Source organism: Saccharospirillum sp. HFRX-2 (assembly GCF_043196805.1).
Lineage (GTDB): Bacteria > Pseudomonadota > Gammaproteobacteria > Pseudomonadales > Natronospirillaceae > Saccharospirillum.
This window is the reverse complement of record NZ_JBEBMU010000001.1, coordinates 555,565-576,554: the sequence shown is the minus strand read 5'-3', so window position 1 is coordinate 576,554 and position 20,990 is coordinate 555,565. Positions and strand designations below refer to the sequence as shown.

Annotated in this window: 12 protein-coding genes; 8 read left to right on the top strand and 4 right to left on the bottom strand. The window is 51.8% G+C overall.

All coding sequences use genetic code 11. The features are described 5' to 3' along the window. Positions 1-155 precede the first annotated feature (155 nt). From ABMA60_RS02850 to ABMA60_RS02840, 3 genes are all read right to left on the bottom strand, one after another. Positions 156-560 carry a hypothetical protein gene (locus tag ABMA60_RS02850; RefSeq protein WP_392798401.1) on the bottom strand — a complete coding sequence of 135 codons (405 nt, stop codon included), beginning with the start codon at positions 558-560 and terminating at the stop codon, positions 156-158. Further along, positions 557-7,189, bottom strand: a complete 6,633-nt coding sequence (locus tag ABMA60_RS02845; protein ID WP_392798398.1) for a hemagglutinin repeat-containing protein — start codon at positions 7,187-7,189, stop codon at positions 557-559. The genes ABMA60_RS02850 and ABMA60_RS02845 overlap by 4 nt, the downstream gene beginning before the upstream one ends. A 246-nt stretch (positions 7,190-7,435) precedes the next feature. After that, on the bottom strand, positions 7,436-9,133 hold the full coding sequence (locus tag ABMA60_RS02840; RefSeq protein ID WP_392798395.1) for a ShlB/FhaC/HecB family hemolysin secretion/activation protein: 1,698 nt from the start codon (positions 9,131-9,133) through the stop codon (positions 7,436-7,438). Positions 9,134-9,574: 441 nt separating this feature from the next. On the opposite strand from ABMA60_RS02840, the gene ABMA60_RS02835 reads away from it, so the two are divergent. Genes ABMA60_RS02835 through ABMA60_RS02825 form a run of 3 tightly spaced genes read left to right on the top strand, consistent with a single transcriptional unit; the run spans position 9,575 to position 14,393 of the window. Continuing rightward, complete coding sequence (locus ABMA60_RS02835) at positions 9,575-10,021, top strand: GbsR/MarR family transcriptional regulator (protein WP_392798392.1); 447 nt, start codon at positions 9,575-9,577, stop codon at positions 10,019-10,021. A 47-nt stretch (positions 10,022-10,068) separates the two neighbouring features. After that, on the top strand, positions 10,069-11,280 hold the full coding sequence (locus tag ABMA60_RS02830) for an efflux RND transporter periplasmic adaptor subunit (RefSeq protein ID WP_392798389.1): 1,212 nt from the start codon (positions 10,069-10,071) through the stop codon (positions 11,278-11,280). Next, positions 11,280-14,393 (top strand): efflux RND transporter permease subunit, encoded by a 3,114-nt coding sequence (locus tag ABMA60_RS02825; RefSeq protein ID WP_392798386.1) that lies wholly within the window; start codon positions 11,280-11,282, stop codon positions 14,391-14,393. Before ABMA60_RS02830 ends, ABMA60_RS02825 begins: the two co-directional genes overlap by 1 nt. A 55-nt stretch (positions 14,394-14,448) precedes the next feature. Here ABMA60_RS02825 and ABMA60_RS02820 read toward each other — a convergent pair whose 3' ends face one another. Further along, positions 14,449-15,816, bottom strand: a complete 1,368-nt coding sequence (locus ABMA60_RS02820) for a hypothetical protein (RefSeq protein ID WP_392798383.1) — start codon at positions 15,814-15,816, stop codon at positions 14,449-14,451. Between the two features lie 255 nt (positions 15,817-16,071). Between ABMA60_RS02820 and ABMA60_RS02815 the strand changes: the two genes are divergently transcribed. The 5 genes from ABMA60_RS02815 to ABMA60_RS02795 all read left to right on the top strand — a co-directional run bounded on the left by ABMA60_RS02815 (position 16,072) and on the right by ABMA60_RS02795 (position 20,928). After that, positions 16,072-17,736 (top strand): ATP-binding protein, encoded by a 1,665-nt coding sequence (locus ABMA60_RS02815; protein ID WP_392798380.1) that lies wholly within the window; start codon positions 16,072-16,074, stop codon positions 17,734-17,736. Further along, complete coding sequence (locus ABMA60_RS02810; RefSeq protein WP_392798377.1) at positions 17,726-18,166, top strand: response regulator; 441 nt, start codon at positions 17,726-17,728, stop codon at positions 18,164-18,166. Before ABMA60_RS02815 ends, ABMA60_RS02810 begins: the two co-directional genes overlap by 11 nt. Further along, complete coding sequence (locus tag ABMA60_RS02805; RefSeq protein ID WP_392798375.1) at positions 18,163-19,869, top strand: putative bifunctional diguanylate cyclase/phosphodiesterase; 1,707 nt, start codon at positions 18,163-18,165, stop codon at positions 19,867-19,869. Before ABMA60_RS02810 ends, ABMA60_RS02805 begins: the two co-directional genes overlap by 4 nt. Before the next feature lie 7 nt (positions 19,870-19,876). Then, the gene (locus ABMA60_RS02800) at positions 19,877-20,329 is read left to right on the top strand and encodes a hypothetical protein (RefSeq protein WP_392798372.1); all 453 of its coding nucleotides are present in this window, start codon (positions 19,877-19,879) and stop codon (positions 20,327-20,329) included. 74 nt (positions 20,330-20,403) lie between these two features. After that, positions 20,404-20,928 (top strand): hypothetical protein, encoded by a 525-nt coding sequence (locus ABMA60_RS02795; RefSeq protein ID WP_392798370.1) that lies wholly within the window; start codon positions 20,404-20,406, stop codon positions 20,926-20,928. Positions 20,929-20,990: the final 62 nt, after the last annotated feature.

Below are 20,990 nucleotides of genomic sequence, written 5' to 3'. Positions count from 1 at the left end.
TTCTTCAATGTTAATTGACATTCCTTAAACGTCATAAGCCGGCCTTTTAAAAAATACAATAGCAACCTTCCCTTAATTAATTGCCTTGGCCTCGCGATGATATAAACTATGTATCCTATTCTATAATCAATCGAATCATTCAAGGGCTACCGTATTCAAAAAAACACTTTAAACCAAGAATTTTTAGGGTGCTTCTCACGATAAGAAATACATCCAGGAGTGGAGTACATGAAGCTATTACTTCCTTTGAAGCACACATGAGAATTTAGCGGTAAATATCCCAATCCTACTACGTCATAAGCATCTTCCATATAGTCAAATCCACGATTTAACATACAATTATGTGAGAAGATAATTTCATCTCGACCGCTATGGCCACTAGGAATATCACGCCAACATTCAGATAATAAAACTGCCTGCGTTTCTTCTAGAGTATAGCCATCCTTACTCCACTGACTCCCAGTTGGAGCGCTAATTCTACCAAAGTAAAAAAAAGCACATGCACCCAAAGTTATAGTAAAAACGAACAGTAAAATGATAAGCAGAATTTTTTTAATCAATTTCCCTCCGACTTAACAAATATTGGAGAGTTAACATTTACATCCCCCCACACAATATTTTGTTGATCGCGGTCAGTGTTCTGTCCATAGGCGCCGTGCGCATCACCAAACCAATCCCACGGTGCCCATAAGATTTTATCACCCGTGGCCTCATTTCCACCTAAAACCCGACCCACAAAATCGCTTCTATGTGTCGACTGATACATCTCACCTTCGCCATTCGTAGCTTCACCCAACCGATTAGCCATTGCCTGCGCATTAGCGGCTGACCCGTTGAACTCAACACGTGCAAGCGGGATATCGGTTTCGCCGTTGTTTAGTTGTTTCTGTACCGCATTGGCTTGGGTTAAGCCACCGCGGCTATGATTAACGCTCTTTATATCTGCACCTTGCTCCTCCGCCAGGTGTGCAATGTCTATATTCGCCTTGCCCGCATTAGTTATTGGCAGGGGTGTGCCCGTTAGCTCGTTCAGTTTGTCGTAACCTGCATACAAAACCTCCGATACAAAGCTATCGGTTTTCCGGTTTACTACAACATAAACCCCATCGGCATTGGCTTCGTCTGAACTTTGTTGGGCGGCGGTTTCCAACGCGTCTTTCTCTGTCTGGTTTATGCCATGGTTAAAGACATAGATCACACCATCTTCGCCCACTTCAATATCTTCAGCCTTTACCTCAACAGCCTCACCGCAGTTAGTACCACCGGCCTCACATTTTTGTAACAATATTTTCTTTGGTGCCGTTGCCGAGGTATAGATATCATCCGTTACCTCAGCATTAAAGTTGTTATAGGCCGTGGTACGTACTTCAACTTTCTCCTCAACCTCATTGAGCTCAGATTTTGCTGTATCCTCAAATGACTTGACTTCATCGTGACTGTCGTCGGTATTCCGATTCAATGCCACCAAGTAATCTTCTGGGGACTCCCCGGTCAGTTCCTGTTGAGCTGAAGCATCCGTCAGGGTGACGCTGCCTTCCGAGATGGCGCTGCTGGTCGTGCCTGCATCTGAGCCACCGGCGGAACCGTGCCCGGCCACGTTACCGCCAATACCTTTCATCATGCTGAAGGCACCTTGGGAAAACATGTCGGTGCCCAAGCCGACGCTGTTGCTGCTGACACTGTAGCTGGATTCGTTTTGCAGATCGGCCGCGGTTAGCGTTGCCGTGGTGAGGCTGTTGTGACCTAGCTGTTCGGCTTCGGCAGAACTGCTGATCACCGCGCCTACTAAATGAGTGTTGCCTTCAACATTCACGTTAAAGCCACCATCACCGGCGAAGAGACCGCTTTGTTCTACGACGCTGGTATAAGAGGCTTCCAGGCGGCTGGTATTAACGTTGAGATTCGCACTGCTTGGTGCCCCACCTCCAGCACTCACGCTAGCGCCATAACTCTTGCTGCTTTCACTGTAAGTGGATGATGCCTGAACGCTTTCTATGTGTAGGTCTCCGCCGACCTGTGCGGCGATGCTGTCAGCGTTAACATCCGCCCCTATCAAGGTCAGATTGTTGCCACTATTCAGGCTTATATTGGCGGCATTCAGGCTGGTCTGCGTATAGGAAGTTCGACTGCGGTCCAGTTCGTATTCCGAGCTATTCATTGATGCATTGCCGCCATAGCCTGCGGCCGAAACATTCACACCGGCCGATCCGCTGACACTCGAAGATTCAGAATGTTCCTGATAGGTATTCTCTGCGGCCTGCAGCAGAATATCGTTGTCGGCCGCTATACCAATACTGCTGGCATCAAGCTCAGCACCTATCAGGCTGACGTTGGAATTTTTGCCCGCACCGCTGGCGACTATACTGATTTGGCCATCGGCTTTTATACTGCTGGCCCTGGCGGTACTGCCACTTGTACTGCTGCTGGACTCACTGGCACTGTAACCTACACTCAAACCCACACTTGCTGTCGGTGTTATGGTTGAAAGTGGATCATCTATGGCGTTACCAATTGCACCCTTTGCACTCCCTGCTGCCGTTAGTGCCTGATCGGCCAGTGTGAGCCCCGCTAAAGTGGCAGAAATACTTTGTCCATTATCCAAAGCCGCGCCAAAATTGGCATTCGTACCTTTAATTTTTTGCCCTGTTTCGTAGGCCGTTTGCAGACCAGTAGATACATCGACAGTTAAACCAACAGTATAGGTTTCGCTGTCGCTGTAGCTGGTGCTTTCGAAAGTGTCATAGCTGGCTTGTACATCAACCTCCTGTGCAGCTATTAATATGTTTCCAGCGGTACCGTCTTGCTTCGCGCCCGCAAGTAAATCGGAACCTATCTGCGAGACTTTGCCACCGCTATTGATAATAAGATTACCTGCACCAGCATCTATCGTGCTGCCGACTGAGGTGCTGGCGTTCAGATCGTTGCCGTTGGACGATTTTTCATCTTGCCATGAAATACCGAAGGACGAAGCATCGAATGAAAAACTGAGTCCTTTGGAGCTGCTGTAGACATCCCGACTCGCTGTTTCGGTATTATGGCCGGCGATTACATCAATATCGCCTTCCGCTTGTAACAGGGCATCGGATTGGCTGGTGATCGAAGATGCCTCTACCAAAATATCGTTACCGGATACTATGGAAACGTTACCCCCGGAAAGATTAGAACTTTGCAACTCGGTACTGGAGTAGCTGTTTTTCTCCTTGTAGGTACTGGAACTGAGGAGCCCTTTTTTCTTTATCCTGATTTCTTGTTCTCGTGAATAGGTGCTTTCCCCTGCTGTTATGGCAATGTCACCACTCGCTTGCAGCGCCAGATTTTCTTGGGCATGCACTTCGGCGGCGCGAGCATTGATATCATTCCCAGCGACCATAACTACATTGCCGTCACCTAGTATTTGGGTACCTACCTCACGGCTTGCTTCTGTTTCCACATAGTTATGGCCCAAACCGACTTTTTTATATGAAGATTCAGTAACGGTATTCAGGTTGATATCGTTCTCAGCATGGAACTGAGCACTGCCGGCGCTTTCGATTTGGGCGGCCGTCAGGTTGATGTCGTTACCTGCACTGGTCACCAATTGACCACCTTCCCCGGTCACGGTCAGACTGGCGAATTGGTCGATCTGTTTGGTGGATTCTTGCACCGGACCAGCGCCTTCACCTGAGTACCAGTTTCGATTGTTCCAATTCCCTTGTTGGTTGGTTGAGGTAACTAGGTTGACATCATTACCCGCATCAAGTGCCAACAGATCGTCAGCCCTAACACTAGCACCAATGACATTGATGTCTTCCTTAGCCGAGAGCTGAACTTGCTCACCAGTGATAGCGCCGCCTTCGTGATTGATGTTTTCAGCATCGACTTTGGCTGTTTCTGTGGCCTTAACGGTACCGGTGTTAGTGAAGTCGCCATCGACATCGATGTTGATATTGCGGCCAGCCAAAACTGCACCACTCACAGCGTCGTTATCTGATCTTTCTGCGGTATAGACCTTAGGAGCCAGTACCGTCACAATTTGACCGTCAGGCATGGTCACTTTTCGTTCAACCAGCCATACAATGTCACTTGTTAGTGAGGTAATTTGTTCGTCAGTTAAGGCTATTCCAATTTTCAGATCTTTGCCTTGAGCAAAATCTACTGCCGCCGCCATTAAGCCCTGATACTGGGCATCATCATCCGTATAACCATTTAGATAACGCTGACCGGTCTGGGATATAATTTGCTCTTTGATCAGTTGTTGCTCATAGAACCCATCGCCTAATAAAATTGGCGCTTCTTCATCATCACCAATGCCCAGTATTTCCAGCATGTATTCAGAGCTCATCCAATCTTTATAATTTGCAAAGTCAGGATCAGTCTGAATCAGATAGCCACTGGAGCTATCAGGCATCGTTTTGAATAAACCACTGCTGGTTAACTCAGCTAAAGCCTGTGGTTTATTTGTATCGCCTTCATAAGCAGTCCTATTTTGTATGCCAGAGCCAAACCCGACAGACACATTGTCCTCGTATCTTGTTGTCGCGAGTTTTTTAGTTTTATTAAATTCTTTGTAGTAATTTTCATAATGGTATTTATATTCGGTATCGCAAATCAAGTTGAACGTCCACCAGTAGCAGTCTTCATCTTCTTCACGCCAACGATAGGTACCAGTATGCTTATCCGTAACCACTACTTCCGTGGTTTTGTTATCAATGGCTTTACCTTTGATATAAATAGTATCACCCGCTATGATATGGCTATCCATATTCAAAGCATCCTGACTGTCAATAACCATATCTCCGCCACTGATAATCCTTCCTGGAGATTTATTGGTTATTTCTACGTCATAGGTATAGATATAATAATCAAGATAGTCGTGGCTATTTATTTTTTCATGAACATGCTCTACGTCGGCCAAATAAGTTTCATAGTCAAGTACTGCATCATAGTTAAGAATTCGGTCAGCACTGATGTACATGTCTGTATAACTTTCTATCGTAGAACTTCCATTATGGATATAGCTCGCCACGCCCACAGCTCTATAGTTATCGTCTATGCCGCCACCGATATGCAAATCACCCATGCTCATCAGGGTAGATCCACCTGTGTTATATATATAACTAGCACCAATATCTAAGCGCTCTCGGGCCGCTATCACGGCTTTATTATTTGATCCATTCGTCGATTCCGCATAATTCCCCAAGCGATAGGCATCTATGGAAACAAGGTTGCCATAAATCCGTCCTATTCCAATATTGGTTAGATAATTTGTACTTATATAGGTACCACCACCATCCACCAGGCCGCTATTGTTGAATGTGTAATCCACGTTAATAAAGGTATATCCGGCGTTGATTTTACCTACTGCTGCATTGTTCAGATTGGTCGCGTTGAGTTTCAGATTCGCTCCCGCTTCCAGTCGACCTTTATTAGTAAAATAACCATCCACATCAAGTAGCAAGTTGACATTAGCTCGGATATCGCCGTCGTCATTACTTAGAGTATCCAGATAAGCGGTCAATTCATTTCCTTGGATTTGACCATTGTCGTTGTTAAGACTTGCGACCTGAGCATTCAGATTATCCGCTTCAAATTGACCAATCTGGTTATTCCAATCTTCCAATGTCAGCTCAGCCTGACGGGCTTGAATTTTGCCATCTTGGTTATTTAATTGGGTGCCTGACAACGTCAAGGCATCTACCTGAACTTCGCCTTCGCTATTGTCCAACGCCTGAGCAGCGAGACTCATAAGACCCGAGCTGGAAATGGTTCCGTTCTGGTTATCGGTCTGACCGTTTACTTCAATACGACCCGCTAGTGGTTGCTCTACTTCGCCACCCACTGCCTCGTCTTCATCCGGTGTTTCCCCGGAACCATCACCTGAGGTTGGCGCATCTATATCATCAGGAATGTCGAGATTATCGTCTTGCTCACTTTCTTGCTCCAACTGGCCAATCCAGCCTGCGGTGTTGTCTACCTCGGCCAGAGCCAATTCCAGCTTGCGGCTGCCCAGTTGCTGCAGGGTTCCGTCGGTATTGGTGAGGGTTTCAGTTTCGATATCAAAGCGGTTGGTCTGAAGGGTGCCGTTGGTGTTGTCCAGGCTAACGGTGCGGGCGACAAGAGCTGATTCTGCCGTTACTTCGCCACCGTTGGTCAGCGTCTCAGCGGTGACATGGACTTCCCCTTGCTCGGCTTGAATAACACCGGCATTCAGCAACTGACCATCTTCGGTGATCACTACGTCGCCGCTGCTGGCGGCCAACGTACCCTGGTTGTGAATGCCCAGGCCGGCTTCGGTTCCAACCAATCGGATCATTCCGGCGTACATGCCACCCAGCGCTGCAACATCGATAGCGGCACCTTGCGGTACAACGGGGTCGTTGGGTTCCAATGCGGTGACATCCAGGTTGGTGGCGTCTACTTCATTAACACCCGTCACCACCGATAGATCCTTCGCCCAGATACCTGCATTGACCTCGACGGCACGGGCAATCAGTTGGGTGTAATCCGTCTGTTGGCCATCCAGACCCGCGCCGTTAATAGCAATGCTGCCGTCGGTAACGCGGTAATGGCTTAGTTGCCCGCCTTGCAGCATGGGCTGTCCGGTGGTGAGAGTGGCGCTGGAAGCGTTGATAAAGCCAGCACCATCGACTTGAATGCCGGACGGATTGGCAACCACCAGTTCGGCACGTTGGCCAGCAATCTCAATATAACCCTGTAACAAGGAAGGATCGTTGCTATTAACCTCGTTGAGAATTACCTGAGCACTGCCCTGGCTCAGATTGGCATTGCCACTCACCCAGCCAGCCAATTGCGTCTGCACCGCTTGCTGACTGTTATTGAGGATGGCGCCGTCGGCACCCACATCAAACTGGCTGTAGACGTTATGCGAGACACCGCCAGCGCTTGGCTTGGTGATATCAACCTGGACCATACCACTGGCGGTTTCGGTCACATTAGCCTGCTGTGCCTGGTTAGCGCTGGGATCAGAGGTAATCTGGGTCTCGGCCTGTGCCAGGGTGGTACAGCCGATCAGTATGATCAGGCCTTGGCCCAGGGCTCGGGTCAGCAGCCCGAATAAGCGGAATGGGCCGGATGGTCGCATTGCGGTTGCGGTACCCTTGGCGCAATCCCCCGACCCGGCGACCTCCCCCACCACCATAAGTTGGCCGCGCGCGGCGTTGAAAATAACGCGATAGCATTGCTTGTTCATCGCTGCAGTCCCTTGGTTGCGCCCATTCAGAGCTGGAACACTGCCTCCTTCCTGGTTGGCAGTGTCAGTATTCAGCCTCCCTTTGATAAGCTCTTTGTCAGACGATCGTCAATTTATTGACAAATACGAAATCTAATTTTGAGATATACGTCACAATGCCAGATCAATAATAGATTTATCGCAATATACCGACCTGAATTCAGGCCCAGTAACAACTTATTTTCACAACCGGACTAACAAGGTCACTCAGAATGCCTTCGATACCTGGAAAGCATAGATTGAAGATTCTGCTTCCAAACCCTTCGGACTCAGCAAGGGGCGACTGATGCTGGCTTCATAGGCGAAACCAAGTATCTGTCCTTTTAAACCAAGACTTGCTCCTGCCAGAACGGCTCCATGATCAAATACCGTCCCAGCGTCGAAACCCAGGGTAATTTGCTGAGAGACCTTTGGTACGACAAAAATCAGATCGTTATGCAGATAGGCAGCAGATTCGCCGCTGATGCCCTGGTCAAAACCTCGTACGCTGTAGGCGCTGCCCAGTAGCATTTGATCGAGCGGAATCAATGGGGTCAGGTTGCCCTGCACCTGAAGACGACTGCCTAATACCCAATTTTGCTTCACGAACCTGAATGGCTGGCTGTAGTTTATATCGAGCATCAGCCACTGCGGATTTTTCACGCCATCTCCGGCTTTCACTTCTGGATCTTCGGAGGCACCCATGGCCGTGACACCTCTTTTATAAATCAGACTGGAATCCAGGGTTGCTTTGCCCATGAACCATTGATGCTGTAAAGCCAACTCTATCTTTCGGCGCTGCCGATGCTGCACGTCTATCTCGACATCATTAATAAAACTTTCCGATTGGTTAGCCTTAATACTGGAGGATGCGGCCACTTTTTGGTGGCTGCTACGGAACAAAATTCGCTCAAGTTTAACGCTCTGATTCGAACTGGTTCCGGCGTATTTGTAGGACCCTGTCTCGCCCTTTACGGTCTGAACACTTTCGCTGTAACCACCATTCAAACTCAGCAGCCAATAGCGATAAGGCACGGAGTAATGAGCGCTGAAGCTTTGCGATCCCAACTGCCCTACGGCGAATACAATGGACTGCGCGTAGGTGACATAGGATAAATCATTAAACGCCCAGTAAGGGTCATAACTCAGGGTCACGCTGCTTTGATAGCGCCCGGTATTTCCGCTGCCACTGTTATCTAGGGTTTCGGTCACGCGTAGTGGTTTTTGCTGTTGCCACTGAATGACTAAATCGCTGTAACCAGGTTGTTCCCCCGGTTCAATATCAATATTCACTGCAACCGAAGGAACCCGTTTGAGATTCTCCAGGCCTTGCTCCAGGTGACGTAAATTCAGCACATCACCTGAGCGTATTGGCAGTGCATTCCAGACCGTCGCCCGGCGCGACACTCCATCAGCAAAGCGGATGTCCTCGACATATCCGGGTAATAGCGTAAAAGTCAGCAACCCCGAATTCAGATCCTGAGCTTCAGCAACCAGCCGAGTAGTGACATAGCCGGCTCTGATGACATCGTTTTGAGTCTCGGTCATCAGACGATTGATGTCTTTGGCATCCAGACATCCATCTGTTTCCAAGCGGCTATTGAGATGTTTTTCCAGCCAACGAAATCGCTTGTACGCGGTCGATACCAACTGAATTTTCGCAATAGGAAAACAGGTTCCATCTAGCAACTGATCGTCATCCAATGACGGGAACTCTGGGGTATCAAAAAAGACATCCGGGTCAGACTGAAAACGTTCGTTCTGTTGTCGCTGCCATTCTTCGAAACGACGCTGCTGATCGAGCGATTCTTGTTCAGGTGTTGGTAACTCTGCTTTAACCGCCACGCACATCAGAGTGATAACTGCCGAAATTAAAGCGCGTGCGATGGCAAAAACATTAATGCATCCTTGACTAAAATCGTGCAAACCGTAAGCCTCCCTGGCCTATCGTTAAAAGTAAAATGGCAGTACTGAAATGAGTTATCCCGCAAGAGTATCATCACACGAACAGTCATTTGCGAATCAACCTTCACGCAATAACCACTTTCAGTAAACATAATTGATGAGCAGCAACCTTAAAACAGCACAGTTTATGTTGGTGGAAATTTCTATCCCGTCGTATAAAACTATCAGTCAGAAATTTTCCGACAAATCATCGATGCATTGCTTTCACACCCTACCTGTAGCATTGCTCATATCTGCACCATCACTCCCACTATAGAGCTCACAACCACCAACTTCGCCCAATTGAGCTCGAATACCTGTGCTCATTTCACGCGCTCCTGCAAAGTCATGACTTATGGCCCCATCGTTCAGTATTGACTGAACGATAGCGCACCCCTACCTTTGCCAGACTTGAGGAGCTCTATGACCAAAACCTACGACGATTTTGTGGAACTGATGGGCCTGATCAGCCAGACCGATGGCGAGCCCCGCATTGGCGGGCGGATGTTCGGTTTGCTGCTGGTGGAAGGTCGTGCTCTGACGCTCAACGATTTTGCGCAGCGCCTGGATATCAGCAAAGCCAGCGCCAGCACTAATGCGCGGCGGCTGGCCACCATCGGTGTTATTGAGCACATCAAAAGTTCCAACCGACAAGACAGCTACGCCCTGGTGCCTGATCTCTACCGTCAGATGAGCCGGACCATGACCGAGCGTTTTCTGGTTCGTGCCGAGCAGATTGAGAACATGGTGTCGCTGCTGCCGACGGGGTCGCCGGAGGCGAAGCAACGTATTCAAGGTCTGGCCCAGTGCTACCGGGTCTCCGCCGAAACCGCACGGCAGATGTTCGATCAACTGCCGGAATTGGACTGACGCTCAACATCGTCAGCAAACAATCACTCGAATTAAGGTTATTCGTTATGTCCAACCAACCTCTCGACGACAAGCCCGACTGGGCGATGAGCCGCCGCGAAAAACGCAAAGCCGAAGCATTGCGCCAGGGTTTTCCCCAACCACGCCGTCGCTGGCCGTGGATTGTCGCAGGCGTCATCGTTGTGGCGCTGGTGCTGATGGTGGTGCTCGGCGGTGGTGACGATTCCGGCGCCGGTGAAGAAGACGCCGATGCCGTCGCCACCATGCAATTGAATGCCACCGAGGTAGCCACCGCCGAGCGCGGCCCGATCCGGCAAAGCGTTAGAGTCACCGGGACTTTAAGCCCTCTGGCCACTACTCAGTTGGCGGCCCGGGTTAATGCGCCCATCGCGGAGGTGCTGGTGCGTTCTGGCGATGCCGTCGAAGCCGGCGCTGTGTTGCTGCGCATGGAGACCGATGATCTGGCCTCGACCTTGGACCAACAACGCGCTAATGCCCGCTCCACCGCGGCCAATCTGGCCGTTGCCCGTAATCAGTTGGAACGTGATCGCTCCCTGGGCGAACGCGGCATGACACCGCAGTCGTCGATCGAATCGCAACGCGCTCAGGTCACTGCTCTGGAAGCCAATCTTGAGGCGCAGCAGTTGGCGGTGCAAACCGCTGAACGCGCGCTCGCCAATGCCACGGTGACGGCGCCGGTCGCTGGCCGTATTGCCAGTCGCTCGGTCGAAGCCGGTCAGTATGTTTCCACGGGTACGCCGCTGATGACGCTGGTCGATCTGTCGGCGATGGAACTAGCCGCCAACGTGCCACTGCGTGCGGTCGATAGCATCAAACCCGGCCAAAGCGCGCTGATTCAGGTTGACGGCATCAACGGCGAACGCTTCACCGGCGAAGTCGATCGCGTCAATCCGGTGGCCCAAAGCGGCACCCGGACGGCGTCGGTTTATATTCGCGTGCCTAACCCGGAAGAGCGTCTGCGCGGCGGTATGTTTGCCAGCGTGGAAATTGTGATCGCCCAGCGCGATGACGCCTTGTCGATTCCGGTCGATGCGCTGCGTGAAGACGCCGACGGCGAATTTGTGCTGACGCTGAACAACGACGAATTAGCACGCACCGCGGTGGAAACCGGCGAGCTGTGGAACGGCGGCGAACGTGTTGCCATCACCTCGGGCCTGACGGCAGGCACTCAGTATGTAGCCGCTCCGCTGCCCGAACTGAAGGCCGGAGATAAGGTCCGCCTGATGGAGGCGAACTGATGTTTCTGACCCGAATCAGCGTCAGCCAACCTGTGTTCGCGGCCATGATTATGGTCGCCATCATGGTGTTTGGTTTCTATTCCTATCAGCGTCTGCCGATTGAACAGATGCCGGACATCGATGTACCGGTCGTGGCCGTCGTGACCTCCTATCCGGGCGCTTCACCCGAGGCGGTTGAGAATGACATCATCAAGCCGATCGAAGATTCGGTGAACGCCATCAACGGCATCGACAGCATCGAATCGACCGCTCGTCAGGGCCAGGCTCTGGTGGTGATTCTGTTCGATCTGGAGGTTAATTCCGATCGCGCCGCTCAGGATGTGCGTGACCGGATGTCGACCGTTACCGCCTCCTTTCCGGACGGTGCCGATGATCCGCTGATCTGGCGTTTCGACCCGGCGCAGTTCCCGATTATGTCGCTGTCGGTGAGCTCGTCCGAACTGACCACCGGTGAACTCACCACCTTGACCGAAGACACCATCACCCAGCGTTTATCGATCATTCAGGGCGTGGGTAACACCACCATTGTCGGAGGGCAGGCCAGCCAGCTGAATGTGCTGGTCGACCCGGACAAACTGGCGGCCTTTAACGTTGGCATCGGTCAGGTGGTGTCGGCACTGAACCAGGAAAATATGAATCTGCCGGCCGGCTCAATTCGCCAGGATCGGCAAGTCACCTCCATTCAGGTGGAAGGCCGCATTCAGTCGCTCGATGATTTTCTCAAACTGATCATTGGCCGTCAGGGTGGCCAACCGGTTTACCTCGGTGACGTGGCCACCATTGTGCCGGGCGTTTCCGAACTAACCAGTCTGGCGCTGCTCGATGATGAACAGGCGCTGGCCATCGACATCGTCAAAACCCAGGGCGCCAATACGGTCGCCGTGGCCGAAGCGGTGCGTGAGGAAATTCATAAACTGGAGCAGGAACTGGCGCGCGATGGCGTGCACATTGAAGTGGTGCGCGATAACGCCGAACCGGTCGAACAATCCTTCCACACGGTGCGCAACATGCTGGTCGAAGGTGCACTGCTGGCGGTGGTGATCGTCTTCCTGTTTTTGAACTCCTGGCGCTCCACTGTCATCACCGGTCTGACGTTGCCGATTTCCATCATCGGCACCATGACCGCGCTGCACTTCCTCGGCTTTACGCTGAATATGATGACGCTGTTGGCGCTGTCACTGGCGGTCGGTTTGTTAATCGATGATGCCATCGTGGTGCGCGAAAACATCATGCGTCATCTGCACATGAATAAAGACCACAAGCAGGCAGCACTCGATGGCACCAACGAAATCGGCCTGGCGGTATTGGCGACGACGCTGTCGATCATCGCCGTCTTCCTGCCGGTGGCTTTTATGGATGGCATTCTCGGTCGCTTCTTTTTGCAGTTTGGGGTGACCGTATCGGTGGCGGTGGCAATCTCCATGTTCGTCGCCTTTACGCTCGATCCGATGTTGTCGAGTGTCTGGTACGACCCATCAACCGAGCCCAACGCCAAGCGCGGTTTTATCGGCCGCGGGGTGGAAAAATTCGATGGCTGGTTCGATGCTTTGCGCCAGCGTTACCGCTCAGTTTTGCAGTGGAGTTTGCGCCATCGAGTCATCACCTTGGCGATTGCCTTCTGCGCCTTTATTGGCAGTTTTTTCCTGGCGCCGATGGTCGGCTTTGAGTTTTCACCCGCCGTTGATAACAGCGAATTCCAGGTCGATCTGGAAACGCCGGAAGGTTCCAATCTGGACTACACCACGGCCAAGGTACGCCAGGTTAATGCCATCCTGCGCCAGTTCCCGGAAGTCACTGGCACCTACACCACCATCAACGCCGGTGCCGGTGCTCAGGGTGAAACCAGCGCCACTATAGTGGTGTCGATGACCGAGCCGTCAGAGCGCGAGCGCACGCCTCAGCAAATGACTATTCCAGTGCGCAACGCCTTGCAGCAGGTGGCCGGTGTAACCGTGCGTGTCGGTGCAGCAGGTGGCTTCGGTGGTGGCGTCACCGCACCGATTCAGGTCAACCTCTATGGTGAAAGCTTCAACACCCTGGAGCGGTTGGCGGATGAACTGGCCTCACGCATGTCTGACATCGAAGGCGTCACCGATATCGAGTCGAGCCTGAACGCGGCCCAGCCGATCATTGGCATTCGCATCGACCGTGAAGCGGCCAGCGATCTGGGTGTCAGCCTGCAACAGATCGGCGCGACCTTGCGACCTTTGGTCGGCGGTGAAGAAGTGTCCGACTGGACAGACCCCAATGGTGAAAACCACACCATGGTGGTACGTCTGCCGGAAGACTTGCGCAGTGACGTGAGCAGCCTGGCGCGCCTGCCGATCAGTCAGAGTGGCGCCACCGGCAGTTCGGCGGTGGTGCGTCTGGATCAGGTGGCCGACATTGTCGAATCCACCGGTCCGTCAGAAATCAGCCGACTGGATCTGTCGCGTCAGGTGACACTCAGCGCCAACCTGGCCGGTGTGCCCCTGGGTTCAGTGACACCGCAAATCCAGCAAGCCATCAACGACATGACGCTGCCCAGCGGCTACCGCATTTCCATGGGTGGCGATGCCGAACAACTGGCTGAGACCGCCGCTTCTGCCGGCCAGGCATTGCTGCTGGCGATTGTCTTTATCTACCTGGTTTTGGCGTCACAGTTCGGCAGTTTCCTGCAACCAATTGCCATTATGGCGTCGCTGCCACTGGCGCTGATCGGCGTTATGCTCGGTCTGTTGGTGGGCGGCAGTACCCTGAACATCTACTCCATCATCGGCTTTATTATGCTGATGGGTCTGGTGGTCAAGAACGCCATCCTGCTGGTCGATAACGCCAACCAGGGCCGCAAACATGGCCTGAATCTGTACGATGCGCTGGTTGAGGCGGGCATGACGCGTTTCCGTCCGATCATCATGACCACCCTGGCGATGATCTTCGGCATGTTGCCACTGGCGCTGAATATCCACGAAGGCGCGGGCCAGAATGCGCCCATGGCCCACGCTGTTATCGGAGGCCTGATCAGCTCGACCATTCTGACCTTAGTAGTGGTCCCGGTGGTGGTTACCTACATCGAACAGTTTGCCGTTTTTGCACGGCGCTTCCTGCCGAAGTCAGCGGAAGATCATCACTGAGTTTTCCGCCCGTTAAACAAAAAGCCCCGGCCAGAAACCGGGGCTTTTTTTGTATTTAGCCTGAACGTTCAGCCGTTAAAACATGACGTCGAACAACGCCAACCAAAGCGACCACGGCAATCACCAGCACCAGATTTCTCAACGTCAGCAATACCGTCGCCAAGATAGTGGGCGCTGGCCAGAACGTCTGACCATCTTCAGTCCAGGCAAAACCTACCTGAATAAAATCGCCCTCATAAGTCAGCGGATATATCAGCGTGGTTAACGCACAAGCCAAGGGCAACATCACCTGAAACAGCGTAGCTGCTCGACCATCGTTACCGACCAGTACATAGCAGGGAAATAACCACAACATATATTGCGGTGAAAATACTTTGGCAGTCAGGATGGCACCGAGCAATAACAGGCAAACCAATGTTGCCAGCAGCTCGATGGCATGACGCCGATCACCAAGTTTTCCGGCCTTAGCCAGCCGATAGAACGCCTGTGCTGCATAGCCATAACAGCCGAGTAACACAGCGAACAACAATACCGAACTGATCATCAGCAAAGGCCCGTCCAGGGCTGAATTGATGTTGAACGAGCCATAACCAAGGCTGACCACCGCTGACAAACCAGACAAATGATGCAACAACAAAATCAGGTTGCTATAGGTCGATTCAACCTGCAGCCCGCGTTCGCTGTGATAACTTAAAAATGCAAACAGATCGGTGCCCCACAACAGCAGGAACGGCAGAATTAATGCAAAGCAAACAGCCATACAAAAAGCACCTGCACGACCCGTTTCAGTAACTATAATACGTGCCAGCGACAGTCCATTATTTGGGTTGAAACGCAGGGCGATAAAACAGATTAAGAACAACGGCCCGAGCAGCACCGGAATCAGCTTGAAACAGACGCCAAGGGATAACCAGAACCAGGGCCAGAGAAAGTTTTTCGAGGCCGATGATGCGCAAACCAGGGCTGCAAAAATCAGCGCGCCAAGCAATACATCCAGACGATCAAAATAGACGGGTGTCAACACCAATGACACCAAATACAGCGAAGCAAAACACAACCAACGATCGGTCTTTTTAAGCGGGTTTTGCGTCAGGTACTTTAACAGCACCAGCATCACACCCAGATCGATCAACCAATAAAATAATTTGAAACAAAGATGCCAAACGGCAAAATCAACCTGATTACCGAACACCTTTGCCACTGCCAATGGCAAGGTCACAAAGAAGGCGGTCAGCGGCGGGTATTCAATAGCAAAGCCGCCGCTAAAAGCAGAAAAATTCGTTATCGACTGCCAGGTATCCAAAGCAAAACGATAATACAGTTGAACATCACCAGAATGCATTGACCGCTCCAGACCAAGCGCCATAAAGAGGTGCGTCAGTGCATAAAACAGAACAAAACCCAGATTCCCTTTAGTCCACATCCATTAAATCCCTACACCTTTATCCCGGACGCGATCATATAACAAAGGTGTCGTACCGTCTCTTGAACCCGATCACCGTACGAAAACAATTTTGGCCGGCTTTGGAAAAGCACCCAGACACTGACTAGACTGCTCGAAGCACTGTGCCGTTACAGTGCTTTGGCGTCGGCCGGGTTAACCGTTCATCGATTGCTATCAGGAGCTGCCACTCATTGCCTGGCAGGTTACGCCTTAACCGGCGTCAAAGGAGTGCCTATGGCCAGCATCTCGACGTACTTCCAGGACATTCAATTCATGCCTCATGGCATGTGTTTCTTATGGCGGCCCGATCTGCTCATTCTGCATGCCGGTTCAGATCTGTTAATTGCGCTGGCTTATTACTCCATTCCACTGGCGTTGTTGGTGTTGTGGCGTCAACGACCCAACTTCGAATACAGCTGGATGTTTAAGCTGTTTGCGCTCTTTATTGTCGCCTGTGGTACCACTCACTTTCTCGCGGTGTGGAACATCTGGAATGGCAATTACTATATTCAGGGTGTGGTTAAATTGCTGACCGCGGTGGTGTCGGTGGTGACCGCCATCCTGCTGTGGCCATTACTGCCTAGACTGATGCAGATTCCCAGTCCGGCTGAGCTGGCAGAACGCAACCGGATTCTGAACGAAGAGATGCAACTGCGCCTGCGTGCTGAAACCGAAATATTCCGGATGAATGAATCGCTGGAGCGGACCGTCAGCGAACGCACCCGCGAACTGGAACAGGCAAAAGAAGCACTGGAAGCGGAAGTCATGACGGCGCATCGCATCCGGCAACGCTTGGAAAGTATTTTCGAATCCGCACCCAATGGCATGATCGTGGTTTCACCCAGTGGTCATATTCTGCAGGCCAATGCCACCGCCAACAGTCTCTTTCGCTACACCGATTTAGCGGGGCATTGTGTTGAGGATCTGGTGCCACGACCGGATCGCCCAGAGCACAAAGCGCGTCGCCTTGATTACAGCGCGGCCCCCTCCAAACGCATGATGGGTGACCGTCAGGATTTGTTCGGCCTGCGTCAGGATGGCACCGCTGTGCCGGTTGAAATTGGTTTGAATCCAATCAGTGGCAGTGAGGGTGGAGAAATCATTGCGTCCATTGTCGATGTCAGCGAAAGACGCAGTTACGAACAACGCATTCAACAACACAATGAAGCACTGGAACGCTCCAACAAAGAGCTGGAGGAATTCGCCTTTATTGCCTCTCATGATTTACGCGAACCCTTGCGTAAAATCATTTCCTTTTCGCGCTTACTGTTAAGCAATGACTACGGCAATTTCACCGGCGAAGGTCAGGAATTTACACACTATATCGTGAGTGCCGCCGAACGCATGCGTGAGCTGCTCGAAAGCTTGTTATCGTACAGCAGAATTACCTCTCAGGGCCGTCGGTTCATCGACACTGATATTGCTCAGGTGGTGGAACAGGTTAAGGCTGATCTGCAGCTGACTATCGAAGAAACCAATGCCACTGTTGAAGTCGGCGAACTGTCACGAATTGATGCCGACAGTAGCCAGCTCAGACAATTGTTGCAGAACCTGCTCAGCAATGCCTTGAAGTATCGTCATCCCGAGCGGACGCCTCATATTTTGATACAGGGAGAAGCCTTGCCCGACGAACGTTACCGTCTGGTGATCAGCGATAACGGCATTGGCTTCGATCCACGTTATAACGAACAGGTTTTTGAGGTCTTCAAAAGATTACACGGCCGTTCGGAATACCCCGGCACCGGCATGGGATTAGCGATTTGCCGGAAAATTGTCGATCGCCATAACGGCGTCATCATGGCTAACGGGCGCGACCAGGAGGGCACCACTTTTATTATCGATTTACCGGTACGACAGCCGCAGACGGAAGCACCGGCGGAGGCCGTTCATGATCACTGAAGCAAAACGCAGGCTGGTTATGGTTGACGATGATCCTGAAGACATTTTGCTGGTCAAAACCGCCATCCGGCGTGCCGATATTCCGCTGGAGGTGATCAGCCTGTATGACGGTGACGCCCTCTTTGATTATTTAAATGACATTATCGATGAAGGCAGCCTGCCCAACGAAGTACCACCACTCATCATATTCCTCGATTTGAACTTGCCACGCCTGGACGGCCGCAAATGTCTGCAGCGTTTAAAGTCGAATCCAAACTGGGTGGATCTGCCTATCCTGATTTTTTCCACCTCCGATGCACCCGACGATATCCGCCGCTGTTATGAACTAAATGCCAATTCCTACATCAGCAAACCCGATGATCCCAAAGCCTTAGACAACATCCTGAATTCAGTCTATCAGTACTGGTTTGGTGACAGGAGCAAGGCATGAGCAGTGCAAGTAAAAACACCATTCGTGCGGTCATTGTTGAAGATGACAATGAGGATTTTCTGTTGATAAAAACGGCCCTGCGGATGAGTGAGCGGGCAGACTATGAGGTCCGTCATCTGACCACACTGACCGAGGCTTCGCAGATACTGATCGACGATGATTACGACATTATTCTGCTCGACTATTTTCTCGGCGAACACTCCGGCCTGGATGTTTTGCATCAGGCACGCGAGCTTCGTTGCACCAGACCCATAGTGGTAATGACCAGCAGCAACTCAGCAGAATTGGATGACATGCTGATGAAGCAAGGCGCTGCGGATTTCATTCCCAAGGATGATTTAAGCACCGCCTTTTTGGATCGTACTATTCGTCACGCTATTGAACGCAAAAATTCAGAGCAGGAAATTGCTGAACTGGTTCGGCGCGATCATTTAACCGGCCTTGGTAACCGAGTTCTGTTTGAGGAACATATGGAGTTGGCCATTGCCCGCGCGTCTCGCAGCAATGCGCAACTGGCCGTGTTGTTTATGGATCTGGACCGTTTCAAAGATGTGAACGACAGTCTGGGCCATCATATTGGTGATTTATTGCTGACCCTGGTAGGTGACCGGCTGAAACGCTCGGTGCGCAAAAGTGATTTTGTCGCACGCATTGGCGGCGATGAATTCACCGTGCTGCTCGATGGTATTAACTCCGCCGACGACGTAACCCAGATTGTCGAAAAAATCTGCGCTGAAGTCTGCCGGCCGGCACCGATCAGCAATACCACCCTGGATGTGTCGGTCAGTATCGGCGTGGCGTTGTATCCGAAAAACGGCGAGCTGCCGATTGAATTAATGCAGAAAGCCGATATGGCTTTGTATGAATCCAAAGCGCTGGGACCGGGTCGCTATCATTTTTTCACCGAGAATTTGCAGCAACGATTAATGCGTGGTCTGGAGCTTGAAAAAGCCTTACGCGAAGCTTTGGCTGATAACGAGTTCGAGCTGTTTTTTCAGCCCCAGATCGATATTCAAACCCAACAGATTGCCGGCCTCGAAGCATTGATCCGTTGGCATCGGCCAGATGGCCAGCTGGTATCACCCGATGAATTTATCCCGGTCGCCGTGCGCTGTGGTTTGATTGTGCCGATCGGCCAATGGGTTATCGAAACCGCCTGTCGTTTGATAGGTCACTGGCAAAAGGCTGGCATCCATATTCCCATGTCGGTCAATGTCTCGCCACGCCAACTTAAATTCAATGGCTTTGCCGATCATCTGATCGACTGTGTACAACAGCATCAGCTGGCGGATGGCGCTTTGGAAATTGAGTTAACTGAAGAGGTTTTTATCGACAGTGGTTCGGTCTACAGCAAGATGATGCAGCGACTGAAAGACGCCGGCATTCGCATTGCCATTGATGATTTTGGCACCGGTTATTCATCGATGCGTTACTTGCGTGACCTGCCGCTGGATCGTATTAAGATCGACCGCAGTTTTGTCAGTGGCAAAGGCGGTCCAGAACTGTCTGAGCCGGCCATTACCCAATCCATACTGTCGCTGGCGCAGGGGCTGCAACTGGAGGTCGTGGCTGAAGGTGTCGAAACAGCGGAGCAGGTAGACTTGCTTTGCCAACAGGGATGCCGGTATTTTCAGGGTTACCACTATTACCGCCCCATGCCACTGGCAGAGCTTGAGCCCCGGCTGCCGGGTTCAGCAAAGTGAACACGCCATGCCTGCTTATCGCAACCATCATCTGCTCTTGCTGACTGACGATTCAGCTCTGGCGCAGCATATCGAGCAGGCGTTAGCCGGTTATCAACTGTGCCATCACCTGCATCAGTTTTGCGATATCGACCACTATCAGCAAGCCGCTCTGGGCTCCGGTGTTGTTGCCACCCCGATGGCGCGCATCGACCTGTGTTTAATTGCCTACCTGAACGATGCCGAGCGTAGCCGTAAAGCGGTTGAGGAAATCCGCTTGTTACCGCGCTGGCGCAGCGTGCCACTGGTGGCCTTAATTGAGGGCGAGAACCCGGCCTTGGCCCGAATTCTCTATCAGTTCGGTGCCAACAGCGTGCTGCGTTTTCCACTGCGTTTCGAGGGTTTGCGTGAACTGATCCGCACCATGGACACCTACTGGTTCGATGTGGTCACCCTGCCACCGCCATCAACGCATCCATGACTGATGGAAGGTGCATATCAGCCTGCGCCTGCGTTATGCTGCGGCACCGTTCAAACCACTTTCGGAAGTGCCCTATGTCTGCTTTGAAAACGCTCGGCCTGACGGCTGTTTTATCTGTGTTACTGCTAACCGGCTGCAGCATCAGCCCAACGATGGCGCCCTATGATGGCGAACCGGAAGGTCTGGTGGTCTTCGGTACCGACATCGTCGTGAAAGGCGATGCGGAGCTGGAATACAACTATATTTTCAGCGTTGAAAATGTTGCCACCGGCGACGTCGACCGGATGCGCATGGTGGTGCGTGAAGGGGAAACTTACGCCGTTTTGGGTCGTTTACCCAATGGTGAATACCGCTTTGTAAAACGCGAAGACATCCGTCGCGATGCCCGTGGCATTCGCCTGGAAGATATTGACGGCAGCTTCACCGTCGCCGCTGGCGAAGTCACCGTGCCGAAACAAATCCGGGTGGAGAAAGGGCTCTATACCCGTGAGGTTGAGATCACTGATCTGACCAACGCCGACGGCCGTGTTCTGTTCGATCTGCAATTGGCGAATCAAAAATCAATGCAAGGCTGGCGTTACCACCCAATGGCAGACTGAGCCTGGTGGCGCTGGACCCGGCCTCGCACAGTCAAGGCCGGGTAAACCTGCGTCGTGCAACC

Bases quoted from the DNA above. Each gene is read 5' to 3' on its own strand.
- ABMA60_RS02845 (WP_392798398.1), bottom strand. From the start codon at position 7,189: ATGAACAAGCAATGCTATCGCGTTATTTTCAACGCCGCGCGCGGCCAA.
- ABMA60_RS02835 (WP_392798392.1), top strand. From the start codon at position 9,575: ATGACCAAAACCTACGACGATTTTGTGGAACTGATGGGCCTGATCAGC.
- ABMA60_RS02830 (WP_392798389.1), top strand. From the start codon at position 10,069: ATGTCCAACCAACCTCTCGACGACAAGCCCGACTGGGCGATGAGCCGC.
- ABMA60_RS02825 (WP_392798386.1), top strand. From the start codon at position 11,280: ATGTTTCTGACCCGAATCAGCGTCAGCCAACCTGTGTTCGCGGCCATG.
- ABMA60_RS02820 (WP_392798383.1), bottom strand. From the start codon at position 15,816: ATGTGGACTAAAGGGAATCTGGGTTTTGTTCTGTTTTATGCACTGACG.
- ABMA60_RS02815 (WP_392798380.1), top strand. From the start codon at position 16,072: ATGGCCAGCATCTCGACGTACTTCCAGGACATTCAATTCATGCCTCAT.
- ABMA60_RS02810 (WP_392798377.1), top strand. From the start codon at position 17,726: ATGATCACTGAAGCAAAACGCAGGCTGGTTATGGTTGACGATGATCCT.
- ABMA60_RS02805 (WP_392798375.1), top strand. From the start codon at position 18,163: ATGAGCAGTGCAAGTAAAAACACCATTCGTGCGGTCATTGTTGAAGAT.
- ABMA60_RS02800 (WP_392798372.1), top strand. From the start codon at position 19,877: ATGCCTGCTTATCGCAACCATCATCTGCTCTTGCTGACTGACGATTCA.
- ABMA60_RS02795 (WP_392798370.1), top strand. From the start codon at position 20,404: ATGTCTGCTTTGAAAACGCTCGGCCTGACGGCTGTTTTATCTGTGTTA.